General features: G+C 55.9%; 23 protein-coding genes and 7 tRNA genes. 13 read left to right on the top strand and 17 right to left on the bottom strand.

Annotation, left to right across the window (positions count from 1 at the left end; translation table 11 throughout):
• Positions 1–453, top strand: a 453-nt coding sequence (locus tag A6R74_RS07745) for an IS3 family transposase (RefSeq protein WP_121499365.1), incomplete at its 5' end; no start/stop codon positions are given.
• Between the two features lie 60 nt (positions 454–513).
• On the opposite strand, the gene A6R74_RS07740 is transcribed toward A6R74_RS07745, so the two are convergent.
• The 12 genes from A6R74_RS07740 to A6R74_RS07685 form a co-directional block, all read right to left on the bottom strand.
• Positions 514–601 (bottom strand) — tRNA-Ser (locus A6R74_RS07740).
• Positions 602–707: 106 nt separating this feature from the next.
• Complete coding sequence (locus tag A6R74_RS07735) at positions 708–1,217, bottom strand: YiiD C-terminal domain-containing protein (protein WP_064233957.1); 510 nt, start codon at positions 1,215–1,217, stop codon at positions 708–710.
• A 2-nt stretch (positions 1,218–1,219) separates the two neighbouring features.
• Positions 1,220–1,780: a nitroreductase family protein gene (locus A6R74_RS07730; RefSeq protein ID WP_064233956.1), complete on the bottom strand. Its 561-nt coding sequence runs from the start codon at positions 1,778–1,780 to the stop codon at positions 1,220–1,222.
• 61 nt (positions 1,781–1,841) lie between these two features.
• A complete protein-coding gene (queF, locus tag A6R74_RS07725; RefSeq protein WP_064233955.1) occupies positions 1,842–2,675 on the bottom strand; it encodes an NADPH-dependent 7-cyano-7-deazaguanine reductase QueF in 834 nt (277 codons plus the stop codon).
• A gap of 33 nt (positions 2,676–2,708) precedes the next feature.
• Positions 2,709–3,482 (bottom strand): ABC transporter permease, encoded by a 774-nt coding sequence (locus A6R74_RS07720; RefSeq protein ID WP_064233954.1) that lies wholly within the window; start codon positions 3,480–3,482, stop codon positions 2,709–2,711.
• Positions 3,479–4,447 (bottom strand): ABC transporter ATP-binding protein, encoded by a 969-nt coding sequence (locus A6R74_RS07715; RefSeq protein WP_064233953.1) that lies wholly within the window; start codon positions 4,445–4,447, stop codon positions 3,479–3,481. Before A6R74_RS07715 ends, A6R74_RS07720 begins: the two co-directional genes overlap by 4 nt.
• A 281-nt stretch (positions 4,448–4,728) precedes the next feature.
• Positions 4,729–4,803: transfer RNA gene (locus tag A6R74_RS07710), tRNA-Gly, on the bottom strand.
• 29 nt (positions 4,804–4,832) lie between these two features.
• Positions 4,833–4,908, bottom strand: a tRNA-Glu gene (locus A6R74_RS07705).
• A gap of 40 nt (positions 4,909–4,948) precedes the next feature.
• Positions 4,949–5,023, bottom strand: a tRNA-Gly gene (locus A6R74_RS07700).
• Between the two features lie 41 nt (positions 5,024–5,064).
• A tRNA-Glu gene (locus A6R74_RS07695) sits at positions 5,065–5,140 on the bottom strand.
• A gap of 21 nt (positions 5,141–5,161) precedes the next feature.
• Positions 5,162–5,236 (bottom strand) — tRNA-Gly (locus A6R74_RS07690).
• A gap of 48 nt (positions 5,237–5,284) precedes the next feature.
• Positions 5,285–5,360, bottom strand: a tRNA-Glu gene (locus tag A6R74_RS07685).
• Positions 5,361–5,692: 332 nt separating this feature from the next.
• Here A6R74_RS07685 and A6R74_RS07680 point away from each other — a divergent pair.
• The 10 genes from A6R74_RS07680 to A6R74_RS07635 all read left to right on the top strand — a co-directional run bounded on the left by A6R74_RS07680 (position 5,693) and on the right by A6R74_RS07635 (position 14,916).
• Positions 5,693–6,796, top strand: a complete 1,104-nt coding sequence (locus A6R74_RS07680) for a TRAP transporter substrate-binding protein (RefSeq protein ID WP_064233952.1) — start codon at positions 5,693–5,695, stop codon at positions 6,794–6,796.
• A 1-nt stretch (position 6,797) separates the two neighbouring features.
• Entirely contained in the window at positions 6,798–7,307 is a 510-nt protein-coding gene (locus tag A6R74_RS07675) for a TRAP transporter small permease subunit (protein ID WP_064233951.1), read from the top strand.
• A 3-nt stretch (positions 7,308–7,310) separates the two neighbouring features.
• Positions 7,311–8,636, top strand: coding sequence for a TRAP transporter large permease (locus A6R74_RS07670; RefSeq protein ID WP_064233950.1), 1,326 nt, complete (start codon positions 7,311–7,313; stop codon positions 8,634–8,636).
• A 25-nt stretch (positions 8,637–8,661) separates the two neighbouring features.
• Positions 8,662–10,248 carry a gamma-glutamyltransferase family protein gene (locus A6R74_RS07665; protein ID WP_064233949.1) on the top strand — a complete coding sequence of 529 codons (1,587 nt, stop codon included), beginning with the start codon at positions 8,662–8,664 and terminating at the stop codon, positions 10,246–10,248.
• 148 nt (positions 10,249–10,396) lie between these two features.
• Positions 10,397–10,795, top strand: coding sequence for a peptide-methionine (R)-S-oxide reductase MsrB (gene msrB, locus A6R74_RS07660; protein WP_064233948.1), 399 nt, complete (start codon positions 10,397–10,399; stop codon positions 10,793–10,795).
• Positions 10,796–10,900: 105 nt separating this feature from the next.
• Positions 10,901–11,857, top strand: a complete 957-nt coding sequence (gene ylqF, locus A6R74_RS07655) for a ribosome biogenesis GTPase YlqF (RefSeq protein WP_064233947.1) — start codon at positions 10,901–10,903, stop codon at positions 11,855–11,857.
• Between the two features lie 117 nt (positions 11,858–11,974).
• Positions 11,975–13,222 carry a pyridoxal phosphate-dependent aminotransferase gene (locus A6R74_RS07650; protein WP_064233946.1) on the top strand — a complete coding sequence of 416 codons (1,248 nt, stop codon included), beginning with the start codon at positions 11,975–11,977 and terminating at the stop codon, positions 13,220–13,222.
• Between the two features lie 116 nt (positions 13,223–13,338).
• Positions 13,339–14,244, top strand: a complete 906-nt coding sequence (htpX, locus tag A6R74_RS07645) for a protease HtpX (protein ID WP_064233945.1) — start codon at positions 13,339–13,341, stop codon at positions 14,242–14,244.
• 146 nt (positions 14,245–14,390) lie between these two features.
• Entirely contained in the window at positions 14,391–14,663 is a 273-nt protein-coding gene (locus tag A6R74_RS07640; protein WP_064233944.1) for a type II toxin-antitoxin system Phd/YefM family antitoxin, read from the top strand.
• On the top strand, positions 14,644–14,916 hold the full coding sequence (locus A6R74_RS07635) for a Txe/YoeB family addiction module toxin (protein WP_064233943.1): 273 nt from the start codon (positions 14,644–14,646) through the stop codon (positions 14,914–14,916). The genes A6R74_RS07640 and A6R74_RS07635 overlap by 20 nt, the downstream gene beginning before the upstream one ends.
• Before the next feature lie 55 nt (positions 14,917–14,971).
• Here A6R74_RS07635 and pdxB read toward each other — a convergent pair whose 3' ends face one another.
• Positions 14,972–16,117 (bottom strand): 4-phosphoerythronate dehydrogenase PdxB, encoded by a 1,146-nt coding sequence (gene pdxB / locus A6R74_RS07630; RefSeq protein WP_064233942.1) that lies wholly within the window; start codon positions 16,115–16,117, stop codon positions 14,972–14,974.
• 111 nt (positions 16,118–16,228) lie between these two features.
• On the opposite strand from pdxB, the gene A6R74_RS07625 reads away from it, so the two are divergent.
• Positions 16,229–16,510: a hypothetical protein gene (locus A6R74_RS07625; protein ID WP_064233941.1), complete on the top strand. Its 282-nt coding sequence runs from the start codon at positions 16,229–16,231 to the stop codon at positions 16,508–16,510.
• A 32-nt stretch (positions 16,511–16,542) separates the two neighbouring features.
• Here A6R74_RS07625 and A6R74_RS07620 read toward each other — a convergent pair whose 3' ends face one another.
• Both A6R74_RS07620 and rlmKL read right to left on the bottom strand, forming a co-directional pair.
• Positions 16,543–16,878 (bottom strand): glutaredoxin family protein, encoded by a 336-nt coding sequence (locus A6R74_RS07620; protein ID WP_064233940.1) that lies wholly within the window; start codon positions 16,876–16,878, stop codon positions 16,543–16,545.
• A gap of 48 nt (positions 16,879–16,926) precedes the next feature.
• Positions 16,927–19,167: a bifunctional 23S rRNA (guanine(2069)-N(7))-methyltransferase RlmK/23S rRNA (guanine(2445)-N(2))-methyltransferase RlmL gene (gene rlmKL, locus A6R74_RS07615; protein ID WP_064233939.1), complete on the bottom strand. Its 2,241-nt coding sequence runs from the start codon at positions 19,165–19,167 to the stop codon at positions 16,927–16,929.
• A 379-nt stretch (positions 19,168–19,546) separates the two neighbouring features.
• Between rlmKL and rmf the strand changes: the two genes are divergently transcribed.
• On the top strand, positions 19,547–19,756 hold the full coding sequence (gene rmf, locus A6R74_RS07610) for a ribosome modulation factor (protein WP_007111057.1): 210 nt from the start codon (positions 19,547–19,549) through the stop codon (positions 19,754–19,756).
• 63 nt (positions 19,757–19,819) lie between these two features.
• On the opposite strand, the gene A6R74_RS07605 is transcribed toward rmf, so the two are convergent.
• Positions 19,820–20,845, bottom strand: a complete 1,026-nt coding sequence (locus A6R74_RS07605; protein ID WP_064233938.1) for a quinone-dependent dihydroorotate dehydrogenase — start codon at positions 20,843–20,845, stop codon at positions 19,820–19,822.
• A 176-nt stretch (positions 20,846–21,021) separates the two neighbouring features.
• On the bottom strand, positions 21,022–25,845 hold the full coding sequence (locus A6R74_RS07600) for an NAD-glutamate dehydrogenase (RefSeq protein WP_064233937.1): 4,824 nt from the start codon (positions 25,843–25,845) through the stop codon (positions 21,022–21,024).
• Positions 25,846–25,940 lie beyond the last annotated feature (95 nt).

Here is a 25,940-nt window from a genome sequence, read left to right as displayed (position 1 = left end):
TTCAATGTCCGAGGCGAAAAGCTCTACCTGTCTCCCGTGATGGATCTCTACAATGGGGAAATCGTGTCCTACTCAATGCAGAAACGGCCGGCGTTCTCGTTAGTCGGGGGAATGCTGAAAAAAGCCTTGGCCAAGCTGACCGATCAAGACGCGCCGCTACTGCATTCCGATCAAGGCTGGCAATATCAGATGCCCGCTTACAGGCGCAAGCTCGCCGAGCAGGGCGTGACCCAGAGCATGTCACGCAAGGGGAATTGTCTAGATAATGCCGCGATGGAGAGCTTCTTTGGAACGCTGAAGTCAGAATATTTTTACCTGAACAGCTTTGACACCATTGAGCAATTACAGGCGGGCATCCGGCACTATATCCATTACTACAACCACGAGCGTATTAAGACCAAACTAAAAGGCCTGAGTCCGGTGCAGTACCGGAATCAGGCCTTGGCCGCTTAGTTGTTCACTGTCCAAGTTTATGGGGTCAGTTCAATCACTCAGCGGGCTTTTTAAATTCTGTGGCGGAGGGGGAGGGATTCGAACCCTCGAAGCCTTGCGGCTTACACACTTTCCAGGCGTGCTCCTTCGACCACTCGGACACCCCTCCGCGTTTTGTCGCTGTTGAAAGGCTGAACCTTTCGTGACAGAACGGCGCATATACTATTGGCTAAGCCTCGAAATAGCAAGCCTTTTCAGGCCGATTACCCATTCGGTTAGCGTGACGGCAACACCGCATAACTGCCGTTGGCTTCCAGGCAGAGTGTCTCACCACAGTAGAGCCGTTGGGTTAGCGCTATACGCCCTTGACCGCGCTCTGCGAGCTTGTTGGCAAGCTGCGCGGGGCCTTCTGGTAGAGCTGGCGTGCACACCAAGCGGTAGTCACCCGTTACCGGCGCTAGAAAACGCTGGCTAGCCTCGGCAACCACGACATCCCGTGCAATGCCCCGCTCGCGCAGCCAGAGCGTAAGCCAGCACCAGCCTTGCAGCGTAGTCTGCGCCGTGAGCGCACCGCCAAAGCCCGTACCCTTGTCGTTAAGGTTAGGCGATAACGCTAACTGCCAGGTTAGCGAATCGTCCTGGCGCGTCACATCGTTAATGCCTAGCGCGCTCACCATGGGTATGGCTTCACTCAACCACTGTTGAAAGGCGGCCAGGTCTTCCGGCTGGCCTTCTGGCAGCGGTAAACGGGGGTGGGGTATGCCTGGCTGGCGGGGCAGATTCATACCTAGTCCCAACGCTCAACAAAGTCAGCAACGTTATGCTGGGGTACGGGCTTGTGGCGGCCCCCTAAGGTGCCCAGGTAGATAAACGCGACGACTTCGTCATCCTCATCCAGGCTCAGCCCTTTGCGAACCACGGGGTCGAAAGCATACTTCCCGCTGCGCCACATAGCGCCTAGGCCTAGCGCGTGAGCAGCCAGTAGAATGCCGTGGGCGGCGCACCCAGCGGAGATCACCTGCTCTATTTTGGGTACTTTTTCGAGTTCGGGTGTCACCTTGGCGATCACAGCGATAATCATCGGCGCCCGCAGCGGTTTTTTGCGCGCTGAGTTGAGCGTTTCGTCGTCGGCGCTGGGATCCTCCTGAAACTCCGCCTCGGCAAATAGCTCGCCTAGCCGCTCACGCCCTTCCCCGCTGAACTCGATAAAGCGCCAGGGACGCAGCTCTTTATGGTCGGGCGCTCGTAGCGCGGCCTGATAAATGGCGGTAAGTTGTTCGCCGCTGGGCGCTGGCTCCATCAGCTTGCCCATTGAGCTACGTTCGTGAAGCAGCGTGAGTGCGTCCATTAATGACTCCAAATCCAATCGTGTGAGGCTACTGTAGCACCGTCATTCACAACATTACCGTTTACTGCCTTGTCAGGCGCAGCGGGGTGGGCGGCGTTAGCCCGGGCGTTGCGCGCCAGGGGCTGATATCCAACCCGCCGCGGCGCACGTAGCGCGCCAGCACCAGCAGTTGCGTGGGCTTTGCCTGGGCCATTATGTCGGTAAAGATATGTTCAACGCAGTGTTCGTGAAAATCCTGGTGCTGACGAAACCCAATCAGGTAGCGCAGCAGCCCTTCGCGGTCGATTTTGGGCCCTTTATAACGAATCAGCACGCTGCCCCAGTCCGGCTGGCCGGTAACGGGGCAGTTAGATTTCAGCAGGTGGGAGTAAAGCGTTTCTTCAACTACCTGTTCACCCACCGTAAGATGGGCGCTGCTAGGCGTGTAATCGCTTACTGCGATATCTAAATCGTCCAAGCATTCGCCAGGCAAGTGCTGCGCTGAAAGCTCTGGGGCATCCACATCAAACAACTCAACGCTCACCTCCGCCCCTGCCGCAACCGCGAGGTCATTGGCAAGCGTTTCCATCACTTCCTGACGAGTATAGAAACGGGTTTGGTTGAAGCTATTGAGATAGAGCTTCCAGGATTTGGACTCAATCAGGTTGGGTGAGACTGCCGGCAAGCGAAAGCGTGCTACGGCAACAATAGGCTTACCTCGGCTGTTCAGCCATGAGACTTCAAAGGCGTGCCATTCGTCTTCTCCCACGAACGGCAAGGCGCCCTCTTCAATCCCCAGCGGCGATCGGTTGGCCGCACGGGGAATCGGATAGAGAAGCTCCGCGTCATACTGCTCAGGGTAGGCGGATTCGCGCCCTAATGGCGCGTGTTCTAAGGTGTCGGGGCGATGTGTCATTGCTTGCTGCTCTCTGCTTAATACCGTTATGGGTTAGCTACGAATGCCTTTACCGCGCTCCAGCATCATTAGCGCCGCCACAAACAGCACGATGATGAAAGCAAAAATGGCGGCAAGCGCCCAAATTACGGGGATATCCGAGACTCCCAGAAAGCCGTAGCGGAAGACGTTCACCATGTACAAGATCGGATTGAGCATGGAAACGCCTTGCCAGAAGTCGGGTAGCATCGAGATAGAGTAAAACACCCCACCCAAATAGGTCAGCGGCGTGAGAATAAACGTCGGCACGATAGAAATATCGTCGAACTTATTGGCCAGCAAGGCATTGATAAAGCCGCCAATGGAGAAAAGCGCAGACGTCAGCACTACGACCAATACCGTGAGCAGCGGATGCTCCATGGTTAGGCGGGTAAAAAATAGCGAAACAACGGTCACAATCAGCCCCACCCCCAAACCACGGGCCATGCCGCCTAAAATAAAGCCGGATAGAATCACCCAGTTGGGCATGGGCGACACCATCATCTCTTCGATCGAACGCTGGAACTTGTTTGAGAAGAAACTCGACGCCACGTTGGAGTAGCTGTTGGTAATCACCGACATCATGATCAGCCCAGGGACGATAAAGTCCATGTAGCTGAAGCCGTCCATGTCACCAATCCGTGAACCAATGAGATTGCCGAAGATGATGAAGTACATCGCCATGGTGATCGAAGGTGGCAGCAGCGTTTGTGGCCAGATTCGGGTAAAGCGCTTGATCTCTTTTAGCACCAGCGTCCATAGGGCGATCAGCGTCTGCATGGCATTCATACGCGCTCCTCCTTCTTCTCAACGCGCTGGTCTATCGCCCCTTGGCCACTACCCTCCACCATCGACACAAACATCTCCTCTAAGCGATTGGCTCGGTTACGCATGGAAACCACCTGAATGCCCTGCTCGCTCAACGCATTGAAGACATCGTTCAAGCGCTGGCCGCGATGAACCAGCAGTGAAAGCTGGGTAGGCTCCAACTGATGCAACTCAAACCCTTCGATCTGGGGTACTTCTGCAACTGGCTCAGCCAAATCAATCAGGAAGGTCTCGGTATCAAGCTCTGCCAGAAGCTCCCGCACGCTGGTATTACGCACAATATCGCCATTATTGATAATCGCCACATTGCGGCACAGGCTCTCGGCCTCTTCCAGGTAGTGAGTGGTGAGGATGATGGTGGTGCCTTCGTCTTGGTTAATCCGCCGCATGTATTCCCACATACTGCGCCGCAGTTCGATATCCACCCCGGCAGTTGGCTCATCGAGAATCAGCAGTTTGGGGCGATGCATCAGCGCCCGAGCGATCATCAGGCGGCGCTTCATGCCGCCGGAGAGCATGCGCGCGCTGCCGTTGCGTTTTTCCCATAGGCCCAGATCAGTCAGCAGCTGTTTAGCCCGAGGCAAGGCCTCGCGACTGGTCATACCGTAATAGCCCGCCTGCGCCAGCACGATGTCGAGCACTTTCTCAAACTGGTTGAAGTTGAACTCTTGCGGCACCACGCCCAACTGGTATTTGGCCTTGGCGAAGTCTTTATCCACATCAATGCCAAATATGGTGACCTTGCCCGCCGTCTTTTGCACCAGTGAGCACACCACCCCCAAGGTGGTGGATTTACCGGCACCATTGGGGCCTAACAAAGCAAAAAAATCGCCCTGTTGGACGTCGAGATCAATACCTTTGAGCGCCTGAAAGCCGTTGCCATACACTTTGGTAAGGCCACGGATCGACAATGCCGGTTCGGCCATGAAAATGTCCTGTCAGCAAAATAAGAAGAGAAGTTGAAACATTAGGGCGCAAACGACTTTTTTCAAGGTGAGCAAGGCCACCGTGTGTCAGACACGCAGATAGTGATGCTCAGCAATCAGCCGGCACGTCTTTGAAATAAAGGGGAGACTAAACTTTTAGGAGCTTGGAGCAGGGAAATTGCAGAACTAACTGATCTTGTTTACATGGAGCGGGAAAGGAGATTCGACCGGGCTGGCGTTCCAGCTCCCGACCATTGCATAGCCATCTAATCTTGCTTACTTGGAGCGGGAAAGGAGATTCGAACTCCCGACCCTCGCCTTGGCAAGGCGATGCTCTACCACTGAGCTATTCCCGCAACGTAAACAACCTACTAGCGCTACTAAATGGCGTCCCATAGGGGGTTCGAACCCCTGTTACCGCCGTGAAAGGGCGGTGTCCTAGGCCACTAGACGAATGGGACTGGTTGGAGCAGGATAATAACTTAATCCGACACCTAAAACTGGAGCGGGAAAGGAGATTCGAACTCCCGACCCTCGCCTTGGCAAGGCGATGCTCTACCACTGAGCTATTCCCGCTTGTAGAACTCTTGCTTTGATCTTACCTAAACTATCGGAAGTGGCGTCCCATAGGGGGTTCGAACCCCTGTTACCGCCGTGAAAGGGCGGTGTCCTAGACCACTAGACGAATGGGACACTGTAAGTACTTCAAGCACTTGGAGCGGGAAAGGAGATTCGAACTCCCGACCCTCGCCTTGGCAAGGCGATGCTCTACCACTGAGCTATTCCCGCATTCCGATACCCCTGACGACCTCTTACTCTAGCTCTATAAAGAATAAGTGGCGTCCCATAGGGGGTTCGAACCCCTGTTACCGCCGTGAAAGGGCGGTGTCCTAGACCACTAGACGAATGGGACGTTGCATTGCCTCGTCGAGGTGGCGCGTATGTTACTCAGACCTTATTGAGCTGTCAAGCACCCTGCCATCGCCAAGCTAACTGACCCGCTTTCAATCACCTACCTCACAGTCCAACTTCTACGATGTCAGCATGCACACTGAGAGTGCCTAGCGCACTCATTAGGCGCCATAACGGTGCAAACAGTTATTTTTCTTATACTTAGCCCTTACCTTAAAGACCGACAAAACCCTTAAAAATCTTTTATTTAAAATAAAATCGATTTTTATGGCACACCCCTTGCTACCTCATTGTGTTCCCTTGCTGACCAATTCCCCATGAATGAGGTGTGTTATGTCCTTATCCCGCCGCAAGTTTCTCACTACAGCTGCTGTTTCCTCCACCGCGGGCCTTGTATTGGGAGCCCCCTCTATTGCCCGTGCGCAGTCCGCCGAGAGCTTTAACTGGCGTATGACCAATGCTTATCCACCTGGATCACCGTTTTATGTGGAAGGCCCTGGCAGCCCTACTGATGTGATCGCCAAAATTAACGCCATGTCAGGCGGACGGCTCAATATCCAGCACTTCTCATCCGGCGAACTGATTCCGGCTTTTGAAGGCTTCGAAGCCGTTCAAAGCGGCACAATCGAAATGAACGCCGCCAATAGCTACTTCTGGTCAGGCACTACCTTTGCTGCCCAATACTTCACTACCGTGCCGTTTGGCATGAGCTTTATGGGCCATATGGCGTGGCTTTATCACGGCGGCGGCTTGGAGCTTTGGCAAGAAGTGTATGAACCCTACGGCATGGTGGCCTTCCCGCTAAATAATACCGGCGTGCAAATGACTGGCTGGTTCCGCGAACCGATTGAAGATATTAGCCAACTCAACGGCCTGCGTATGCGCGTTCCTGGCTTGGCCGGTCAGGTTTACTCTTCGCTTGGCGTAGATGCCCGGGTATTGCCCGGTGGCGAAATCTTCCCCGCGCTGGAGCGAGGTGTTATTGATGCCGCCGAATTTGTGGGCCCCTTCCAAGATCGCCGAATGGGGCTACACAACGCCGCCAAGTTCTACCACACCACCGGTTGGCATGAGCCTGCCACCACTGGCGAACTACTGATCTCTAAATCCCACTGGGACAGCCTGCCCGAAGACCTGCAGATGATTGTGAAAAGTGCCTGCATGGCCGCCTGTTTAGAAAGCGTGACCTGGTCTGAAGCGGTTAACGGTGAAGCCATGACCGACCTGGTCGAGAACGAAGGCGTAACCGCCAGCATGCTGCCACAACCTGTGATTGATGCGCTGCGCGAAGCCACCATGGACACGCTTTCCAGCGAAGCCAACGCCGACCCGCTGGTGCGCAAAGTGCACGATAGCTATATGGCGTTTAAAGCCAATCATGACCGCTGGGCAGGTGCCAGTGAACGCGCTTGGTTAAACGACATTATCGGAGTCTGATATGCGCACCGTGGCATGTTTTGTCCACGGCGTTGAGGCGGTGGTTCGGCTATTTGGCTGGATCGCCGCCTGGACTTGCGTGGTATTAGTCGGATTAGTCGCTAGCGACGTATTGATGCGCTATGCGTTTAGCATTGGCGCGGTATGGCTGCAGGAGTTGCAATGGCACTTAATCTCGCCTATCGCGTTGTTTGGTATGTCGTATCTGTTATTGGCGGGCGAGCAGGTACGTGTGGACGTTTTCTATGAGCGATTCCCCGCGGGCCTGCAGCGAGTGATTGAGGTAATCGGCGGGCTCTTACTGCTGGTCATGGGGCTATATATCGCCTGGCTGACGCTGCCCTGGATCGCCCAGTCGTTCGCTCGTGGTGAGGCGTCACCCAACCCCGGCGGCCTGCCGCTGCGCTGGCTGCTCAAATCGCTGATTCCGTTTGGTTTCGTCCTTCTTGCGCTGCAAGGGTTGGCCCACGCGCTGCGTCAGGCGTTCGCCCTACCCTCACGAGGTGAATAACGCATGTCTCCCAATGAATGGCTAGCGATCGGTATGATCGTGGCTTTTTTCGTGTTTCTGCTGATTGGTATCCCTGTGGGTATCAGCATCGCGGCTACCGCTTTTTTCTTTGGCTATATTGGCTTCGGCCCGATGCTGTTTAACCTGCTGCCATCGCGTATTTACGGCGTAGTGACCAACTACACCTTTATGGCCATACCGCTGTTTGTTTTTATGGGGGTAATGCTGGAGAAGTCGAAGCTGGCCGAAGAGCTGATTGATGTGATCGGCCACTTGTTTGGCGGCATTTCAGGCGGCATGGGTGTGGCGATTATTTTAGTTGGCGTGCTGTTAGGCGCCGCTACGGGCATTGTTGGCGCTACGATCGTCACCCTGGGCCTGCTCACCCTACCCACGCTACTCCGCCGCGGCTACCCCAAAACCTTGGCCACCGGCATGATCTGCGCCTCCGGCACCTTGGGACAAATTATCCCACCCAGCCTGGTGCTAATCCTACTCGCTGAAATTCTGGGTGAATCGGTCGGCACGATGTTCGCTGCGGCCATGGTGCCGGGGCTGACGCTAGCGGCGGTGTATATTATTGCCATTCTGATTATCGCCAAACTCTACCCCCACCTGATGCCACCCATTCCAGCTGAAGAGCGCGCGGATATGGGACGGCGCCAGCTGGTTCACAAAGTCATTACTGTAGTGGGCCCACCAGTGGGCTTGGTGTTTGCGGTGTTGGGCTCGATTATTGGTGGTATTGCGGCGCCTACCGAGGCGGCCTCCATGGGCGCACTGGGGGCGTTAGTCATTGTGGCTTGCTCCGGGCGATTAACCTTTGCACTACTCAAAGAGGTTGCCAAAGCCACGCTGGTGATCTCGGCGATGGTGTTTTTTATTTTGATCAGCGCCCAAGTGTTTGGCCTGGCATTTCGTGGCTTGGGTGGAGAGCACTTGGTGGCCCGCATGTTCGACTGGGTGCCCGGTGGTGAGCTAGGCGCGCTGTTGTTTATGCTGCTACTAATGTTTGTCTTGGGCTTCTTTTTGGAGTGGATCGAGATCAGCTATATTGCCCTACCACTGTTTCTGCCGTTCTTCGTGCAGATGGGCGTTGATATGGTGTGGCTGGGGATTTTAGTCGGGCTGGTGCTGCAAACCTCGTTTCTCACCCCTCCCTTTGGCTGGTCGCTGTTTTTCCTCAAGGGCGTGGCACCGAAAGAAGTCTCGACGCTGGATATTTACAAAGGCGCACTGCCGTTTATCGGCTTACAGTTTCTGGCCGTGGCGCTGGTGTTTATCTTTCCCAGTATTGCCACTTGGCTGCCGAACGCCATTGGCTGGTAATCACAATTAAAAAAGGTTTCTGGATATGCTTCACACTCAACGTAGTTACGGTGGCAGCTGTGTCGCCCCTCATCACCTGGCCGCCAGCGCCGGTCGCGATGTGCTTAAACAGGGCGGTAACGCGGTGGAAGCCATGGTTGCCGCTGCCGCGGCCATTGCGGTGGTTTATCCGCATATGAACGCCCTGGGTGGCGACGGTTTCTGGTTAATTCATGAGCCGGGTAAAACGCCGGTCGCTATCGATGCATGCGGCCCAGCGGCGGGCTTAGCCAGCGCGGATTTCTACGCCGGTGAAACGCAGATCCCCGAGCGCGGCCCTAAAGCTGCTCTGACCATGGCCGGTACCATTGGCGGCTGGCATGAAGCGCTGAACGTGGCATCAGCATGGGGTAAGCAGTTGCCTCTCACCACGCTGCTGGCCGACGCGATTCATCATGCCGAAGCGGGTATTTCAGTCACGCAAAGCCAGGAAGCACTCACCGCCAAACACGTTGAGCGCCTGTCTCAAAGCCCTGGTTTTAGTGATTCCCTGCTGCTTAACGGCCAGGTGCCTCGAGAAGGTGAGCGGCTGCGCCAGCCACGTTTAGCGGCTACCCTCAAGCGCTTGGCGGAAGCCGGATTAGACGATTTCTATCGCGGCGAACTGGCCGCTAGCATGGCGAAAGACTTGGAAGCAGTCGGCAGCCCACTGCGTTTAGTTGACTTTCATGATTACCGCGCCCAGCGAGTTACGCCGCTGGAAGTAACGCTACAAGATGCCACGCTGTATAACCTGCCCGCTCCAACCCAAGGCATGGCCTCATTAATGATTCTGGGCATCTATGAGCGTTTAAAAGCCGCCGAGCCGAACGGTTTTGATCACCTTCATGGGCTAATCGAAGCCACCAAGCGCGCCTTTATCCTGCGCGATCAAAACGTCACTGACCCCAGACGCGTGCCTACCCCGCTTCAAGAATTGCTCAGCGAAGAAAGTATCAGTGCTGAGGCGGCAAAAGTTGACCCGCAGCACGCCCTGCCCTGGCCTCACGAACCCGCCCCTGGCGACACGATTTGGATGGGCACCGTGGACAGCGAAGGCCGTTCGGTGAGCTTTATACAGAGCATCTACTGGGAATTCGGCAGCGGCGTGGTGCTATCGGAAAGCGGCGTGCTGTGGCAAAACCGCGGCATCAGCTTCTCGCTTAATCCCAATGACCTGCGCGGCTTAGCCCCAGGCCGTAAACCCTTCCACACTTTGAATCCGGCGCTGGCCAAATTTAATGATGGTCGCACCATGGTCTACGGCACCATGGGTGGTGAAGGCCAGCCGCAAACCCAGGCGGCGATTTTTTCGCGCTACGCACTGCACGGCATGCCGTTGCAACAAGCAATCACTGCGCCGCGTTGGCTGCTGGGACGCACCTGGGGAGAAACCAGCACCAACTTGAAACTCGAAGCACGCTTTGACGACGCGCTGGTCGCCGCATTGGCGTCAGCGGGCCACGACGTGGAAGTACTTCCTGAGGCGTTCAGCGACACTATGGGCCATGCGGGCGGCATCGTGCACCACCCGGATGGCTTAATAGAGAGCGCCCACGACCCGCGCAGCAACGGTGGAGCGGCAAGCATTTAATAAGACCGCAACTGTTTGCACTGCGTGAAAATTGGGCTTTCCCATATGCTGAACTTGGACAGATAGCTAGCTGTCTCTTAAACAAGTGATAAGCTAGTCTGTCCAATAAGCCTCTGAATGATTGAAACCAGAGGGAAAGGAGAACCCCATGGCGAAAATAGAAAAATCCCCCGACGAATGGCAACAGCAGCTAACCCCAGAGCAGTACCGCGTGGCGCGCGAGAAAGGGACAGAGCGGCCTTTCACCGGCGACTATCAGGTGCGCGATGCGCAGGGTATCTACCACTGTGTCTGCTGCCATGCGCCGCTGTTTGAAAACGAGCATAAGTTTGACGCTGGCTGCGGTTGGCCAAGCTTCGACCGGCCGCTGGGCACCCGCTGTGTGGAGGAGCATACTGATACCACGCACGGTATGCAGCGCACCGAAGTCGTTTGCTCTCACTGCGATGCCCACTTGGGCCATGTCTTCCCCGATGGGCCACCGGAGACCACCGGCTTACGCTACTGCATTAACTCTGTGTCACTGGAATTTCATCCTGACGAGTAATCGCCGCTAAATCCTCGCAAGGAAACCCGGCAAGGCGGGCGTCATCTGCTAGAATGATCGCCCGCTTTTTTTGTGCCGTTATTTTTGTACTTGCAGGAGAGACCCATGCTCGGCTGGTTTCCAGGACATATGAACAAGGCCCGCCGCCAGATTCAGGAGGTGCTGCCTGAAATTGACGTCGTGATCGAGGTGCTCGATGCCCGTCTGCCCTACTCCAGCGCTAATCCGATGCTGGCCGTGCTAACGCGTCACAAGCCGGTACTGAAAATTCTCTCCCGCGCCGATCTTGCCGACCCCGAGCGGACAGCCGAATGGGTTGCTTACTTTGATGCCCAAGAGAATATGCGCGCCCTGGCGATCACGACCACCAACACCCGCGAGCTCAAGCAGATTCCCAAGCTGTGCCATGAGCTGGCCGGTGCCGTGCGCGCCGACCGCGATGTGCGCGTGATGGTGATGGGCATTCCCAACGTAGGAAAATCCACGCTAATTAATGGTTTGGCTGGGCGAAAAATTGCCAAAACCGGTAACGAGCCAGCGGTGACCAAGCGCCAGCAAAAGGTGCGCATTGATGGGCGTGTCGCGCTTACCGACACCCCTGGTGTACTGTGGCCCAAAATTGAAGACCAGGCCAGCGCCTACCGCCTCGCCGCCACCGGAGCCATTCGCGATACCGCCATCGAATATACCGATGTGGCGATTGTGACCAGCGCGGAGCTAGCCAAACGCTACCCCGAAGCGCTCACCGAGCGTTATAAGCTCAAAGAGCTGCCGCCTTACGCGGCGCCGGACATCCCCCACGACATTGATGCCGATGGCCCCAAAAAGCCCGATTTTCTTGCCATTGCTGGCTTTGATGGCAATGCCATTTTAAAAGATATTGCCGCACGCCGTGGCGGCCTGCGCCCCGGCGGCGCGGTGGATATGCATCGCGGCGCGGAAGTACTGCTTCACGAACTACGCGATGGCAAACTGGGCAGGCTAACATTGGAAACCCCCGCTGACATTCCCCCGCCGCCCGTGCAAAACGACGAAGACAATCAGGTACTTCCCGACGCATAATGGCCTAATAGCCCTATCGCCGATGATGGCCTGTGGGCACTGGTTTTTAAACTCTGGTTTTTAAACGCATGCTTTTGGACACTTTTGGGCCCCTCGCCACTTTTGGATAGACACCTCATGGATACCCCGCAGTCGCACGAATCACAACCGCTGAAGAAATCTCATAAGCTGCACAATGTCTGCTACGACATTCGCGGCCCGGTACTCGACCATGCCAAGCGCCTGGAAGAGGAAGGTCAGCGCATTCTCAAGCTGAACATCGGCAACCCCGCGCCGTTTGGCTTTGAGGCACCGGAAGAGATTCTCCAGGATGTGATGCGCAACCTGCCCACGGCTCAAGGCTACTGCGACTCCAAGGGCCTCTACTCTGCCCGCAAGGCGATTATGCAGGAGTGCCAGCGCAAGCAGATTCCAGGGGTGGGGGTTGAGGATATCTTCATCGGCAACGGCGTTTCTGAGCTGATTGTGATGGCCATGCAGGCGCTGCTCAACGACGGCGATGAAGTACTGATCCCCGCGCCGGACTACCCGCTCTGGACCGCCGCCGCTCACCTCTCCGGCGGTCACGCAGTGCACTACCTCTGCGACGAGCAGGCCGACTGGACGCCCGACATGGCGGACATCCGTGCCAAGATCACCAGCCATACCCGCGCCATTGTGCTGATCAACCCCAATAATCCCACCGGCGCGGTGTATCCGCCTGCCGTGGTGAAAGAGGTGTTGGCGATCGCCAAGCAGCACAACCTGGTGGTGTTCTCAGACGAGATCTACGACAAGATTCTATATGACGGCGTTGAGCACACCGCCACCGGCGCGCTGGCGGACGATGACCAGTTAGTGATTACCATGAATGGCCTCTCCAAGAGCTACCGCTGCGCCGGCTTCCGCTCGGGCTGGATGATCATTTCCGGCACGCTGGCCAAGCTAAACGCTCAGGACTATATCCAGGGGCTGAATATGCTGGCCTCTATGCGGCTGTGCGCCAACGTACCCGCCCAGCACGCGATTCAAACAGCGCTGGGGGGCTATCAATCGATCAATGATTTGATCCTGCCCGGTGGGCGGCTGCTGGCCCAGCGCGATATCACGGTGGAGAAACTGAACGCGATCCCCGGGGTTTCCTGCGTGAAGCCCAAAGGCGCCCTCTACGCGTTTCCGCGCCTCGACCCTAAAGTGTTCAATATCAAAGATGATCAGCAAATGGTGCTGGATCTGCTGCTGCAGGAAAAAATACTGCTGGTGCAGGGTACGGCCTTTAACTGGCCAGAGCCGGATCATGTGCGCATTGTGACGCTGCCCTGGGCCGACCAGCTTGGCGATGCACTTGACCGCTTTGCCAATTTCCTGTCTCGCTATCGGCAGTAGCACTTACATTAAACCAGCTCATTGACACCGCCATGCCTTGAAACTGCCATGAACAGCACGTATCTAAGCCATTAATCTAGCAATGCTTCGATGAACCTTAGGGGAGAACCTGCACCATGATGCGAATTCTGCTGTTTTTAGGCACCAATATAGCGGTTTTGTTGGTCGCCAGTATTACTCTGCGCCTGCTGGGCGTAGAGGGCTATCTGCGCGGCCATGGCATCAACTTCACCAGCCTGCTGATTTTCTGCTTTATCTTCGGCATGGCGGGCTCGATTATCTCGCTGTTCATTTCCAAATGGATGGCCAAGCGCAGCACCGGCACGGTGATTATTGAGACGCCCTCCAACTCAACAGAACAGTGGTTGCTGGACACGGTCGCCGAGCTCTCTCGGGAGGCGGGTATCAAAACGCCGGAAGTGGGTATCTTCCCGGCCCAGCAGTCCAATGCTTTTGCCACCGGTTGGAACAAGGATGATGCACTGGTGGCCGTTTCGGCGGGCCTACTCAACCGTATGCGCCCGGAAGAAGTCCGTGCGGTGCTGGCCCACGAGATTGGCCACGTAGCTAACGGCGATATGGTCACCCTGGCGCTGATTCAAGGCGTGGTGAACACTTTCGTGATGTTCTTTGCTCGCGTGGTGGCGCACTTAGTCGATAATTTCCTGAAAAGCCGCAGCGGTGGCGAAGGTGGTTTAGGCTTTATGGGCTACTTCGCCGTCGTGATTGTGGCCGAGGTTGTGTTCGGCATTCTGGCATCAGCGATCGTTGCCTGGTTCTCGCGCTACCGCGAATACCGAGCCGATGAGGCGGGTGCGCGGTTAGCAGGCACCAATGCGATGGTTAGTGCGTTGGCTCGCTTGAAAACTGAAACAGAAATGCCCGACCAAATGCCCGATACGCTACGCGCCATGGCCATCACCAAAGGCCAAACGCGCTCGCTGGTAGAGAAAATGTTTGCCAGCCACCCGCCACTGGATGAGCGCATTCGCGCGCTGAAAGAAGCCGCTTACCGGCAGTAAGTGCCACCTCATAAGCCGCCCCCTCTATCACGGGGCGGCTTGCTTGGTAGAAAGAACCTGGAACGCAGAAAAACGTTGCCGTGCTTGGCTTTATGAGAGCACACACTTTATAATCGTACGAAAATGCCGTACATAAAGGTGGCGTCATGGACACCATTAGTGTCAATAAGTTTAGAGATAATCTAAAGAGCGTTGTTGAAGAAGTCGTTAGCCGACACGAGACACTCAAGGTCACTCGCAGGGCCGGGGAAGCATTTGTGGTGATGAGTGCTGAAGACTGGGAAAGAGAGCAAGAAACGCTACATGTTCTTCAGAGCCAGGATCTGATGCAACAAATTGCCGCTTCCCTCAATACTCACAACCAAGGTCAAGGGTACACCCCTACTGATGAGCAGATGAATGAGATCACTGGTATTTGAAGGGCGTACTTGGAAAGCGTATGAAAAGATGCGCGAGACGGATAAGAAGCTGCACAAGGCGCTTTGCAGACTGCTGAAAGAGATGCTCCGATCAGAAGATCCCTCAGTTGGCATCGGCAAACCTGAGCCCCTTAATCATAACCTGACAGGCTTATGGTCAAGGCGCATATCGCAGAAAGACCGCTTGATATATCGGTTCGACGACAAGTCTATTTACATCTTCGCCATTGGAGGCCATTACGACCAATCCTAACGCTGCTCAGCACATGCTGCTCTGGAATGGAGACGAAGCCGCAATGGATCACTGATTACCCTCCCTTCACATTAAATCCTGCCCCACGCAATAAAGCCTCCAGCTCTAGCGCTTCCCCTGACAGGTGCACGGTGAGCGTGGCAAATTCACGCCGCAGCGGGTAGTTGGCGCGGCAGTCATCAAAGCCTTTGCGCATGCCGTGATGCAGTGTTTGGCGTTGTAGCGCATCGTGGTCGCGGCGTACGTCATACACCGCTCTCATGCAGAGCCGCAGGGCGTCTTCCGGGGGGAGTGCGTGCTGCAAATGTAGCGACGCTAACGCGGGCGGTGGGCAAATATCGGCAAAGGTTAGCTCGCTAGGCTGGTCGCAGTGGCGGGCCAGCGCCTGCTGAATCATCCAGGTGCCGCGCAGCTTGCCGTCCAGGCTATGCCCGGCAATATGCGGCGTTGCCAACGAGACCAGATCGCGCAGGCCTGCGTCGATATCGGGCTCCTCTTCCCACACATCCAATATGGCACTGATATCACCTTTACTCGCCAGGCGACTGCGCAGCGCCATGCCATCCACGCAGTCGCCCCGTCCGGCATTCAGTAACACGCTGCCCGGCGCCAGCTCTTCAATACGCTGGGCATTGAGTAGCTGATAAGTCACGTGCGGGCCTTCGCGGGTCAGCGGTGTATGCAGACAGAGTACGTCACAGCGCTCGATCAGGACGTCTAGAGGGTGAAACCCTCCCTGCCCCTCCTCTTCAGCCCGAGGCAGGTCACAGGCAAGCGTAGCTACGCCCATGGCGGTTAGCCGTGACTGCAGTCGACCGCCCACATTGCCTGCTCCTACAATCCCCACAGTGCGCTCGCCAAGCTTCCAGCCATCGCGCTCTGCCAGCGTTAGCAGGCTGCTTAATACATAATCGACTACCGCTTCGGCATTGCACCCGGGGGCGCTAGCGAAGGTGATATCGCGTTTAGCGAGCGCTGCCTGATCGACATGATCCGTACCGATGGTGCAACTGCCAATAAAGCGTACGGGGCTATTGATGAGCAGTTGCTCATTGACTTGGGTAATAGAGCGCACAATCAGCGCATCCGTATCCTCTAGGTGGGCAGCGTTTATCTCCCGCCCCGCCACACGGGTAAGCGTACCGAAATGACCAAAGCAGCGTTCGGCAGCGGGGATATTGGCGTCGATGACAAGTTTCATAGGCGTTTGGGTATCCGGGCTTTACAATACGCCCGCGACGGCTGATGGGCAGGCGTGTTTAAAGGCTATTTTTTAAGGACTATCTTTTAAAGGCTATCTAAGGAGAATGTTGTGATCGTACGCTGGGAAACCAACCATGACTATGTGTTGGTTCATATTCACCAGGATATGTTTGGTGACTGGATTTTCAGTCGCGCCTGGGGCCAAATCGGCACCCAGTTTGGCGGCCTAAAGCATCAGCTAGCCGATACGCTGGATCAAGCCCATATGTGGCTGGAGGACGAGGCCACCATCCAGTCTTCGCGGGGTTTTCGCAAAGTGCTGGAAGTGGCCGACCACACCCCTGAAGGCCAAGAAGCGATGCGTCAATTATCGCTACTGGACGTGATGTAAGCCGTTCGCGTTCACTCAGGCACTGTTTTCAACTAGCCCAAGAAACGCCGACCGTCACGCTCATGGGCGCCTTTGGGCGCTGCGCTGTCTGGCAGTTCGGTGAACGCTGCCAGCGCCGCCTCATCCAGCCAGCCACGCTCGCGCAACCAGTCGCTTAAGCGCTCCAGCTCAAAGCCACAGTCCAGCTCATTGCCTTCACTATCCACTATCACTGGTATCCGCACGCCGTAGCGCTCAACCAGGGCGGTGTCGTCACTAATCTCGATGTGGTGCAGCCACACTTTTTGATTAGCGAGTGCGGCCACCAGAGCTTCTAGCTGGCTGCACAGGTGGCAGCCCATCGTTGTATAGAGCGATAGCTGAATCATGTTTGAACTCTCTTAAAACGCCCTTGCTGCGCTGATATATGGCGTAAGTTATAGCCCATTATGACGCAGTAGAAACACATGGTGCAGGTTTGTGCGCCGCTGGAAATCGGGGTCGAAACTGCGCCCGGTGATATCTTCTACCGCGTAGCGCTCACTGAGTGCTTCATCTAGTTTAAAACGGCGCTGGTTATTAGAAAACACCAAGGTACCTCCGGGCGCTAAACGCGCCATGGCGAGCTCCACAAGCCGCGGGTGATCACGCTGCACGTCGAGCGTATCGCGCATTTTCTTCGAGTTAGAGAACGTCGGTGGATCCATAAAGATCAGGTCGAACTCGGCGTTGGCGGTTTCCAGCCAACGGAAGCAGTCGTCGCGCACTACCCGGTGTAGTCGTGTATCGAGCTTATTGAGCGCAAAGTTGTCTTTGGCCCACTCCAGGTAGGTGTTGGACATGTCTACGCTGACGCTGTCGCTGGCACCACCTAATGCCGCCTGTACCGTCGCCGTGGCGGTGTAACAGAATAGGTTTAAAAAGCGCTTGCCGCTGGCCATTTCGCCCAGCATGCGTCGTACCGGGCGGTGGTCAAGAAACAGCCCGGTATCGAGATAGTCACGCAGGTTGACCCATAGCCGTGCTTCGCCCTCCTGCACCTCAAAACGCTCACCGCTGGCCGCGCGTTTCTGGTACTGGGCGCTGCCGGCTTGACGCTCGCGGCGCTTGATATAGATTTTGCTGGCGTCAACGTTAAGCGCTTCAGGCATGACTTCCAAGGCATCGTACAAGCGCTTCTGCGCCTGAGACGGGTTGATTGAGCTGGGTGCCGCATACTCTTGGACGTGTACACGATCTCCGTAGCGGTCTACCGCCAGAGCGTACTCGGGCATATCGGCGTCATAGACGCGGTAGCTGGTTTCGCCGCTCTGTTTGAGCCATTTTTTCAGCCGCTTCTGATTTTTAATCAGTCTGTTGGCAAACATCTGGGCGTTGTCTGAGCCTTTCGGGGCTGAAGCTTGAGGCGTTTCTTGGCGCTCTTCCGTTGTCGGCTCAGCGCCATTTTCAGCGCTAACCTGGTGCACGTCGCTAGCCGCAGGCGAACGCTCGGCACCACCAATCTCCATCAGCAGCAGCTTGGCCTCCAAGGCACCGTTTTTAAGCGCATACTGTTTGTGTGCCCGCATGGCCAGCCGGTGGCCGAGATCCGGGTTGCCGGTAAATACCGCCAGTGTCCAGCCGGGGAACAGCGCTTTGGCTTTCTCACCCAACTGTGCGTAGAGGCGTACCAGCTCAGGCAGCTCGCCCAGGCGCTCACCGTAAGGTGGGTTGGTAATCAGTAGACCGCTTTCTGCGTTGAGCGTTTCTGGTCGGGTAAGCTGAGCAAGGCTCTGCCCATGCAGGGAAATCAGCGCTGGAATACCTGCTCGCATGGCATTGGCTTTGGCCGCATTGAGCGCCGCTGGGCTCTGGTCGAAGCCTAAGAGCTGCGCTTTGCAGCGCTTGCGGCCAATCGAAGCGCGCGCTTCTGCTTCGCGCTTCTGCTCCCGCCACGCTTCGTCAATGTGCCCTGCCCAGCCGTGAAAGCCGAAGCGCTCACGGTTAAGGTTGGGCGCCTGGTCGGCGGCCATCATCGCGGCTTCAATGAGTAGCGTGCCTGCGCCGCACAGCGGATCAATCAACGGCTCTCCCGCTTTTAAACGCTCGGGCCAGCCCGCGCGTACCAATAGCGCTGCGGCCAAGTTCTCTTTTAGCGGCGCATGGCCCACATCCCGGCGATAACCGCGGCGGTGCAGACTCTCACCAGAGAGATCCAGGCCAATGGTTAAATTCATCCGGTGCAGGTGGGCGTAGATGCGCAAATGCGGGGTTTTGGTATCAACGTTAGGGCGTTCCTGACCCGCCAGCTGTAGTGCGTCCACAACGCCATCTTTAACGGTTTGTGCACCAAAGCGGGTGTGGCGAATATGCTCGCTGCGGCCGTGGAAATCCACCGCCAGCGTGTTACCCGCTGCCAGGTGTTGCGTCCAGGCGATGCGGGCGACCACATCGCGCACCTGCTCCGCGGTGTCGATCATCGACTCGCGCACCAGGATTAAAATAACCCGGTTGGCCAATCGCGACCACAGGCATACGCGGTAGGCGATGGCTTGGCTGGCGGTGAAATAGACACCGGCCACCGTGGTTTTGCCCGGCGTGGCGCCCAGTGACACTAGTTCATCGTGGAGCAAGCCTTCAATACCTTTCGGACAAGTGGCTAGCAGACTCAAGGGGGCGTGTTGATTCGACTCGGTCATGATAATAGCGGCGCGTAAAGGCGCGGAATTCCTATATATAGCAAATGAGTTTACGTTTTATGACAAATTGGTAGTCGACAGATGACACCATCATGGTCTAACAATAAGAGAGTAGCTACTGAAAAACGCATGCGTTGCCTGTCAGGGTCGATTCAAAACTCGGCCTATGATTTGGATGAAATGATTTGAATGAGATCGCCGCTCGGCCCGTTCAGCTCGTGAGTGCTAGACAGATGAGTTGATGTGGCGTCTCGCTCTTGAAGCAAGCTCTCGGAATAGCAGTGTTTTCGGGCATACTTTGTGCTATCGCTTAGACAACATTCTATTTCTTATCAAAGGCTTTCGTGAAACAAAGACTTTCGAGAAAAGAGGTTAGCCAATGAAACGGCAAAAACGTGATCGCTTCCAGCGGGCTTATGTCCACGGTTATAAAGCAGGTGTATCAGGTCGTTCTCGTGATGACTGTCCCAGTCAAGATATCAATTTACGCGAATATTGGATGAGCGGTTGGCGTGAAGGTCGCGGCGACCAGTGGGATGGGATGACCGGCATCTCAGGCATCCATAAAAACCCCCTAGTCATGGCCTAACGTTTTATTTTTCAATGTTTAAAGAAATATTTTAAACGCGAGGTTTTCAGTGAGCCCACTTTTTCAAGTGGGCTTTTTAGTTGCCTTCAATGCCCTCGCACATTCTCCGACTAGTTTAGGCCCTTGGTAGATCAACCCTGAGTAGAGCTGGACTAAATCCGCGCCAGCGGCGATCTTGGCCTGGGCGGCAGCGGCGCTATCAATACCGCCTACGCCAATAATCGGAAGCCGGGGGAGATGCTCACGCAGCTGGCGAATAATGCGATTGGATGCCTCAAAAACCGGTTTCCCAGAGAGCCCTCCGGCCTCATCCGCATATCGATCGCCCTGCACGGCTTCACGGGAAACCGTTGTATTGGTGGCAATCACACCATCAAGGGCATTGCGCTCAATACTTCCTGCCATCAGCGCTACCTCTTCAGCGCTCATATCCGGGGCGATTTTAATCAGCAGCGGCACGTTGCGGCCCGCCAGGGCATTGAGCTCCATGGCTCGCGCTCGAATCGGCCCCAATAGCGCATCCAGTTGCTCACCAAACTGTAGGCTGCGCAGCCCAGGGGTATTCGGAGACGAGACATTAACGGCAATGTAGTCCGCGCAAGGGTGCACCGCGTCTAAACACACCAGGTAATCATCCAGTGCATGCTCTACCGAAGTCGTCAGATTCTTACCGATATTGATGCCCACTATGCCACTGTAGTGGCGCTGTTTAACCTGCTGAATCAGATGCTCTACCCCTTTGTTGTTAAACCCAAAGCGGTTGATGATCGCCTCGTGCTGCGCCAAGCGAAACAGCCGGGGCTTAGGGTTGCCCGGCTGGGGTTTAGGCGTGACGGTACCCACTTCGACAAAACCAAAGCCCAGCGCGCCCAGAGCATCCAGATGATCGGCGTTCTTATCCAAACCGGCAGCTAGCCCCACCCGATTGGCAAACAGCAACCCCATCAGCTCGACAGGATCATTGACCGGCTGGCCAAATAGCCGCGAGACACCTCCCACGCGATGGAGTGTATCTAGCGCCCCCAGCGCCATACCGTGGGACGTTTCTGGATCAACGCAGAAGAACAGCGAGCGAGCGAGGTTGTACATTATGGGCGTCTCTCCAGGGCAACTTAACGGATGGCTTAGCGAGCGGCGCACAGTATAGCGCAAAGCCCCCGCTATTCGCAGAAAGGCGATGTGCAGAAAAGCTAATCACAAAAAAAAACACCGCGCCCCGAGAAACTCGGGGCGCGGTGTTGGTGACACTACTGCTAGAAAAGCGCTTACGCTTCGCTATCGCTCTCGGCAAGATCTACCAGCTCACGTACCGCAACGGCGAAGAGCGCAAAGCCAACTTCACTGCCGCCACGTACCTCTTCGATAAGACGACACCAGCGGCGGTGCAGGTCAGCGTGCTGATCCAGCCACTGCGCCACCCGCTCAGGGGTATCGCGACTTCCCGCGTCGAGCTTCAGTACGCTGGTGGTCAGCGCAAGCTGCTGACGCTCGATGTCGTCGCGGAAGGTTTCTCGCGCTTGGGCCTGCCAAGCGTCGCGTACTTCCAGCTGGGTTACCTGCTGAATCATCCACGGTAGCTCCAGGCGACTGCCAATTTCATACAACACTTCAGCCACCCGCTGCGGTTTTTCATTGGTCAGGCGCGCCGCCTGGATAATGCCTAGCCCAGCGTAGAGGCTTGATGACGCCGCCACGGTAGATGCCAAAGCCTCGGGCACACCTGCTTCCAACAGCTCGTCACGGCGGTTATTCCAAGCGCTAAGCTCTTCACCGCTGAGCAGCTCACCAATACCTTCCTGCAACTGCGCTAGGCGGGGCGCAAAGTACTCGATAGTATCGTGGGTCGAGAGCCCCAAGTGCTGGCGCACAAACCAGCGCGTGGCACGGCGGATCAAGCGCATCAGATCGAGCATCATCGAGTACTGAATGCGGTTGGGTACCTGATTATCGAGGGCTTCAATTTGCGCCCACAGGCCAGGCAAGTTGAAGCTATCACGGGCCACAATGTAGGCTCGCGCTATATCCGCACGTCCTGCGCCGGTGGAGTCCATCAGGCGACGGACAAAGACGATACCCATGTGATCAACCAGATCGTTGGCAACCTGGGTGGCGACGATTTCACGCTTAAGACGGTGCTCGTACATCTCGTCTTTAAAGCGCTCAACCAGCACTGATGGGAACAGCCGCTCTAAATGACGATGAATGTAATGATCATCCGGCACTTCAGAGGTGATCAAGTCGCCCTTCAAGGTGCTCTTGGCGTAGGAGATCAGCACCGAAAGCTCGGGCAGGCGCATCCCCTGGCCGTTACTGGTGCGCTCTTTTAGCACCTCATCAGTGGGCAGGAACTCCAGCTCGCGATCAATTTGTCCTGCAGCTTCCAGTTCGCTGATAAAACGGCGGTAAGGGCCCATCGAATAATCGGAGAGAATCGCCGAAAGATCGAGTGCCTGACTCTGGCGGTAGTTATCCAGGATCACCAGATCACCCACCTCATCAGTCATGTCCGCCAGCAGTTCATTGCGCTGCTTGTCGGTCATATCGCCACGTTTGACCACTTCATCGATCAGGATTTTGATATTGACCTCGTGGTCGGAGCAGTTCACCCCACCCGCGTTATCAATAAAGTCGGTATAAACGCGCACGCCCTTGGCAGCGGCTTCCATACGCCCGCGCTGGGTCAAACCGAGGTTACCGCCTTCACCCACCACACGACAGTTTAAGTCATTACCGTTAATGCGCAGCGTGTCGTTAGCTTTATCGCCTACATCAGCGTCAGTTTCATCAGAGCCCTTCACGTAGGTACCGATACCGCCGTTCCAGATCAAATCCACCTTGGATTTGAGCATGGCGCGGATCAGCTCATTGGGCGACAGGCGCTCTTCCTCAATACCAAATACCTGCTGCATCTCCGGCGTGATGTTTATCGATTTGGCGCTACGGTTAAAGATGCCACCACCGGCGGAGATCAGTTCCTGACTGTAGTCTTCCCAACTGGAACGCGGCAGTTCGAACAGCCGTTTGCGCTCTGCAAACGACGCCTCGGCGTCCGGGTTGGGGTCAACAAAGATATGCAGATGGTTGAAAGCACCCACCAGTTGAATCTTGTCGGAGAGCAGCATGCCGTTACCAAACACATCCCCGGCCATATCGCCGATCCCCACCACACTAAACAGGTCGCGCTGGGTGTCGAGATCAAGATTTTTGAAGTGGCGCTTAACCGACTCCCAGGCACCGCGAGCGGTGATACCCATTTTCTTGTGGTCGTAGCCGTTGGCACCGCCAGAGGCAAAGGCATCCCCTAGCCAGTGGCCATACTCGATGGAAATTTCGTTGGCGATATCCGAGAAAGTGGCGGTGCCTTTGTCGGCAGCTACTACCAGATAAGCGTCGTCCTCATCGTGGCGGACAACGTTTTCCGGCGGCACAACATCGCCCCCCACCAGATTGTCAGTAACATCCAGCAGCGCACGGATAAAGATTTGGTAACAGGCAATGCCCTCTTTCTGAACGACATCGCGGCTGGCATTTTCCGGCATGCGTTTGCACACAAAACCGCCTTTCGCGCCAACCGGCACGATAACGGCGTTCTTGACCTGCTGCGCTTTTACCAGCCCCAGCACTTCGGTGCGGTAATCTTCAAAGCGATCCGACCAGCGCAGACCGCCGCGGGCCACTTTGCCACCACGCAGGTGAACACCTTCCACCCGCGGCGAGCAGACAAAAATTTCAAACATCGGTCGCGGCTTGGGCATACCGGTGACTTTGGAAGGCTCAAGCTTATAGGCGATATAGTCTTTAAAGCGCCCACCTTCGGCAAGCTGGTAGTAGTTGGTACGCAGGGTGGCGAGGATCAGCTCCATAAAGCGGCGCAGCAGCTGATCGTCGTTAAGGCTGGCCACTCCTTCCAAGCGCTCATTCAAGCTCGCAATGCACTCGTCGGTAGCATGGCTCTGCTGCTCAGGATCAAAACGCAGCCTGAATAGCTCAACCAGCTCACGGGTGATGGCCGGATAGTTGGCTAGCGTGGCCGCAATATAATCCTGAGACATACCGAAGCGGATCTGTTTTAGATACCGAGCGTAGCCACGCAGCATCGCCACTTCGCGCCAATCCAGCCCCGCGCCGATAATCAGGCGGTTAAAGGCATCGTTGTCGGCTTCGCCAGTCCAGATGCGCTTAAAGGCTTCAGTAAAGACATCGCGCATATCGCCCAGACTGACATCCGCACCGCTATGCTCTAGCTCAAAGTCGTGAATCCAGTAGCGCTGTTCAGGCGCGTTAATATCGTAGGGGCGCTCGCCGATCACGCGCAGGCCGAGATTTTCCATCATCGGCAGCACGTCAGATAGCGGAATTTGCGTGCCACGGTGGAACAGCTTCAGGTTAACGCCGCCGCCTTGCTCTTCCAGCGGACGGTAGAGCGACAGCGATAAATCGTCGCCGTTGTCCAACGTTAGCAGGTGCTGAACATCAAACACCGCAGTACGCGCGGAAAAATCTTCCCGATAGCTGGCTGAAAAGGCCTCACGGAACTGATCCATCAGCAGATTAGCGCGCTCTTCACCGAAACCTTCGATCATCGCGTTCTGCAGCTCGTCGCGCCAACTGCGCGCCAGTCGTGACACTTTGCTCTCCAACCGTTTAAGGTCGTAGTCGCTGGGGGCGTCGCCGTTAAAGCGCAGAATTAACTGAATACGCGCCAACACCGATTCGGATAAATAGGTGTTGAAGTCACCAAAGTGGGCATCTAACTCATCGCACAGCACGTTTTGAATCCGCTGACGCAGATCTGTGGAGAACACGTCGCGGGGTACAAAGACCAGACAGGAGTAGAACTTGCCGCTGATATCAGCGCGGATAAACAGCCGCACTTGGCGGCGCTCGCGAATATTGAGAATACCCAGCGCCGTACTCGCCAGTGACTCGGTATCGATCTGGAACAGGTCATCGCGGGGATAAACTTCCAATACCTGGAGTAGCTGCTTACCATTATGGCCCTGGGGATTAAACCCAGCGATATCCATGACGGCTTTCAGCTTGCGTCGCAGCAGCGGAATATTGCGCGGCGACTCGTTATACACCGTAGAGGTGAACAAGCCGAAGAAGCGCCGCTCGCCGATTACATTGCCGTCGTCGTCATAACGGTCAACGGTGATGTAATCGGGATATGTCGGCCGATGCACTCGAGAGTGATGGGCGCTTTTGGCAAACGACAGTAGCTGAGGCACCAGCACATAATCATTGTGCTCATCAACACCCTCTTCGGTGCGAATGCGCTCGCAGTAGCGCGGCTGATCCAGGCGGAATACGCCCAGCACGCTATCCGCGTCACGCTGTAGCTCGCTGCCTTCCAGCAGGTACTCGTCGTAGCCCAGGAAAGTGAAGTTATCTTTGAGCATCCACTCTAAAAAGGCAATCGCCTCTTCGTGGTCGTCAGGGTCGATCTGAGGTGGGCAGTTTTTCTCAAGCTCTTGAATCGACGCAGTAATTTGCGAGCACATGGCATCGAAGTCGCCAACAGCAGTGCGAACATCGCGAAGCACGTCATTGAGATTGCTTTCGATCTTCTCAAGCAATGCCACGTCAGTGTGCCGGTCTACCTCAATCACAATGAGAGACTCGCGCGCTTCAGGCGCGTTTTCTGCCCGGGGCGAGGCCAGCGCTTGTAACTGGTGGCGCTCATCACGGGCAACTGCCAGCACGGCGTTTTGTATCGCATGCACCGTCAAGCCACGGCGGTTGAGCTCAATGCGAACCGAATCGACCAAAAATGGCATATCTTCATGCAGAACGGCGACAAAGGTATGCGTCGACTGCCAGCCATGCTCTTCAAAATCAGGGTTAAATACCCGTACCTTGGGGCTTTGTGGATCGTGGTGCTGCAAAAACTGCCAGATCGACAGCGTTGCGCCATACAGATCGTCCAGGCGACGATCCACTAGGTCTTCCACCGGCACGGTGGCATAAAAGTGCCGAGCAAAGGCGCTCACAGTGGCTGCTCGAGCGGGGTCTAACCGCGCGTGTAGCCGCTCCTGGAGCTGCTTCAAAAGATCTTGCCGACTCTCTTCAATCGCAACGTAGTGCATCCATCACCTCGACTGCCTAGGCCATTAAACGGCCAAAAAACGAAGGACAATAGGCCTTTAGGCCAACATACCGGCTAGCTTACGCTACCTATCGT

The sequence above is a fragment of the Halomonas sp. ALS9 genome (assembly GCF_001651035.1).
Lineage (GTDB): Bacteria > Pseudomonadota > Gammaproteobacteria > Pseudomonadales > Halomonadaceae > Vreelandella.
The sequence above is the reverse complement of the archived record's forward strand: the minus strand, read 5'-3'. Positions and strand labels throughout refer to the sequence as shown.

What these genes read in the sequence shown, in the direction of transcription:
- A6R74_RS07735 (WP_064233957.1), bottom strand. Translation starts at nt 1,217, where the DNA reads ATGAATCTGCCCCGCCAGCCAGGCATACCCCACCCCCGTTTACCGCTG.
- A6R74_RS07730 (WP_064233956.1), bottom strand. Translation starts at nt 1,780, where the DNA reads ATGGACGCACTCACGCTGCTTCACGAACGTAGCTCAATGGGCAAGCTG.
- queF (WP_064233955.1), bottom strand. Translation starts at nt 2,675, where the DNA reads ATGACACATCGCCCCGACACCTTAGAACACGCGCCATTAGGGCGCGAA.
- A6R74_RS07720 (WP_064233954.1), bottom strand. Translation starts at nt 3,482, where the DNA reads ATGAATGCCATGCAGACGCTGATCGCCCTATGGACGCTGGTGCTAAAA.
- A6R74_RS07715 (WP_064233953.1), bottom strand. Translation starts at nt 4,447, where the DNA reads ATGGCCGAACCGGCATTGTCGATCCGTGGCCTTACCAAAGTGTATGGC.
- A6R74_RS07680 (WP_064233952.1), top strand. Translation starts at nt 5,693, where the DNA reads ATGTCCTTATCCCGCCGCAAGTTTCTCACTACAGCTGCTGTTTCCTCC.
- A6R74_RS07675 (WP_064233951.1), top strand. Translation starts at nt 6,798, where the DNA reads ATGCGCACCGTGGCATGTTTTGTCCACGGCGTTGAGGCGGTGGTTCGG.
- A6R74_RS07670 (WP_064233950.1), top strand. Translation starts at nt 7,311, where the DNA reads ATGTCTCCCAATGAATGGCTAGCGATCGGTATGATCGTGGCTTTTTTC.
- A6R74_RS07665 (WP_064233949.1), top strand. Translation starts at nt 8,662, where the DNA reads ATGCTTCACACTCAACGTAGTTACGGTGGCAGCTGTGTCGCCCCTCAT.
- msrB (WP_064233948.1), top strand. Translation starts at nt 10,397, where the DNA reads ATGGCGAAAATAGAAAAATCCCCCGACGAATGGCAACAGCAGCTAACC.
- ylqF (WP_064233947.1), top strand. Translation starts at nt 10,901, where the DNA reads ATGCTCGGCTGGTTTCCAGGACATATGAACAAGGCCCGCCGCCAGATT.
- A6R74_RS07650 (WP_064233946.1), top strand. Translation starts at nt 11,975, where the DNA reads ATGGATACCCCGCAGTCGCACGAATCACAACCGCTGAAGAAATCTCAT.
- htpX (WP_064233945.1), top strand. Translation starts at nt 13,339, where the DNA reads ATGATGCGAATTCTGCTGTTTTTAGGCACCAATATAGCGGTTTTGTTG.
- A6R74_RS07640 (WP_064233944.1), top strand. Translation starts at nt 14,391, where the DNA reads ATGGACACCATTAGTGTCAATAAGTTTAGAGATAATCTAAAGAGCGTT.
- A6R74_RS07635 (WP_064233943.1), top strand. Translation starts at nt 14,644, where the DNA reads ATGAGATCACTGGTATTTGAAGGGCGTACTTGGAAAGCGTATGAAAAG.
- pdxB (WP_064233942.1), bottom strand. Translation starts at nt 16,117, where the DNA reads ATGAAACTTGTCATCGACGCCAATATCCCCGCTGCCGAACGCTGCTTT.
- A6R74_RS07620 (WP_064233940.1), bottom strand. Translation starts at nt 16,878, where the DNA reads ATGATTCAGCTATCGCTCTATACAACGATGGGCTGCCACCTGTGCAGC.
- rlmKL (WP_064233939.1), bottom strand. Translation starts at nt 19,167, where the DNA reads ATGACCGAGTCGAATCAACACGCCCCCTTGAGTCTGCTAGCCACTTGT.
- rmf (WP_007111057.1), top strand. Translation starts at nt 19,547, where the DNA reads ATGAAACGGCAAAAACGTGATCGCTTCCAGCGGGCTTATGTCCACGGT.
- A6R74_RS07605 (WP_064233938.1), bottom strand. Translation starts at nt 20,845, where the DNA reads ATGTACAACCTCGCTCGCTCGCTGTTCTTCTGCGTTGATCCAGAAACG.
- A6R74_RS07600 (WP_064233937.1), bottom strand. Translation starts at nt 25,845, where the DNA reads ATGCACTACGTTGCGATTGAAGAGAGTCGGCAAGATCTTTTGAAGCAG.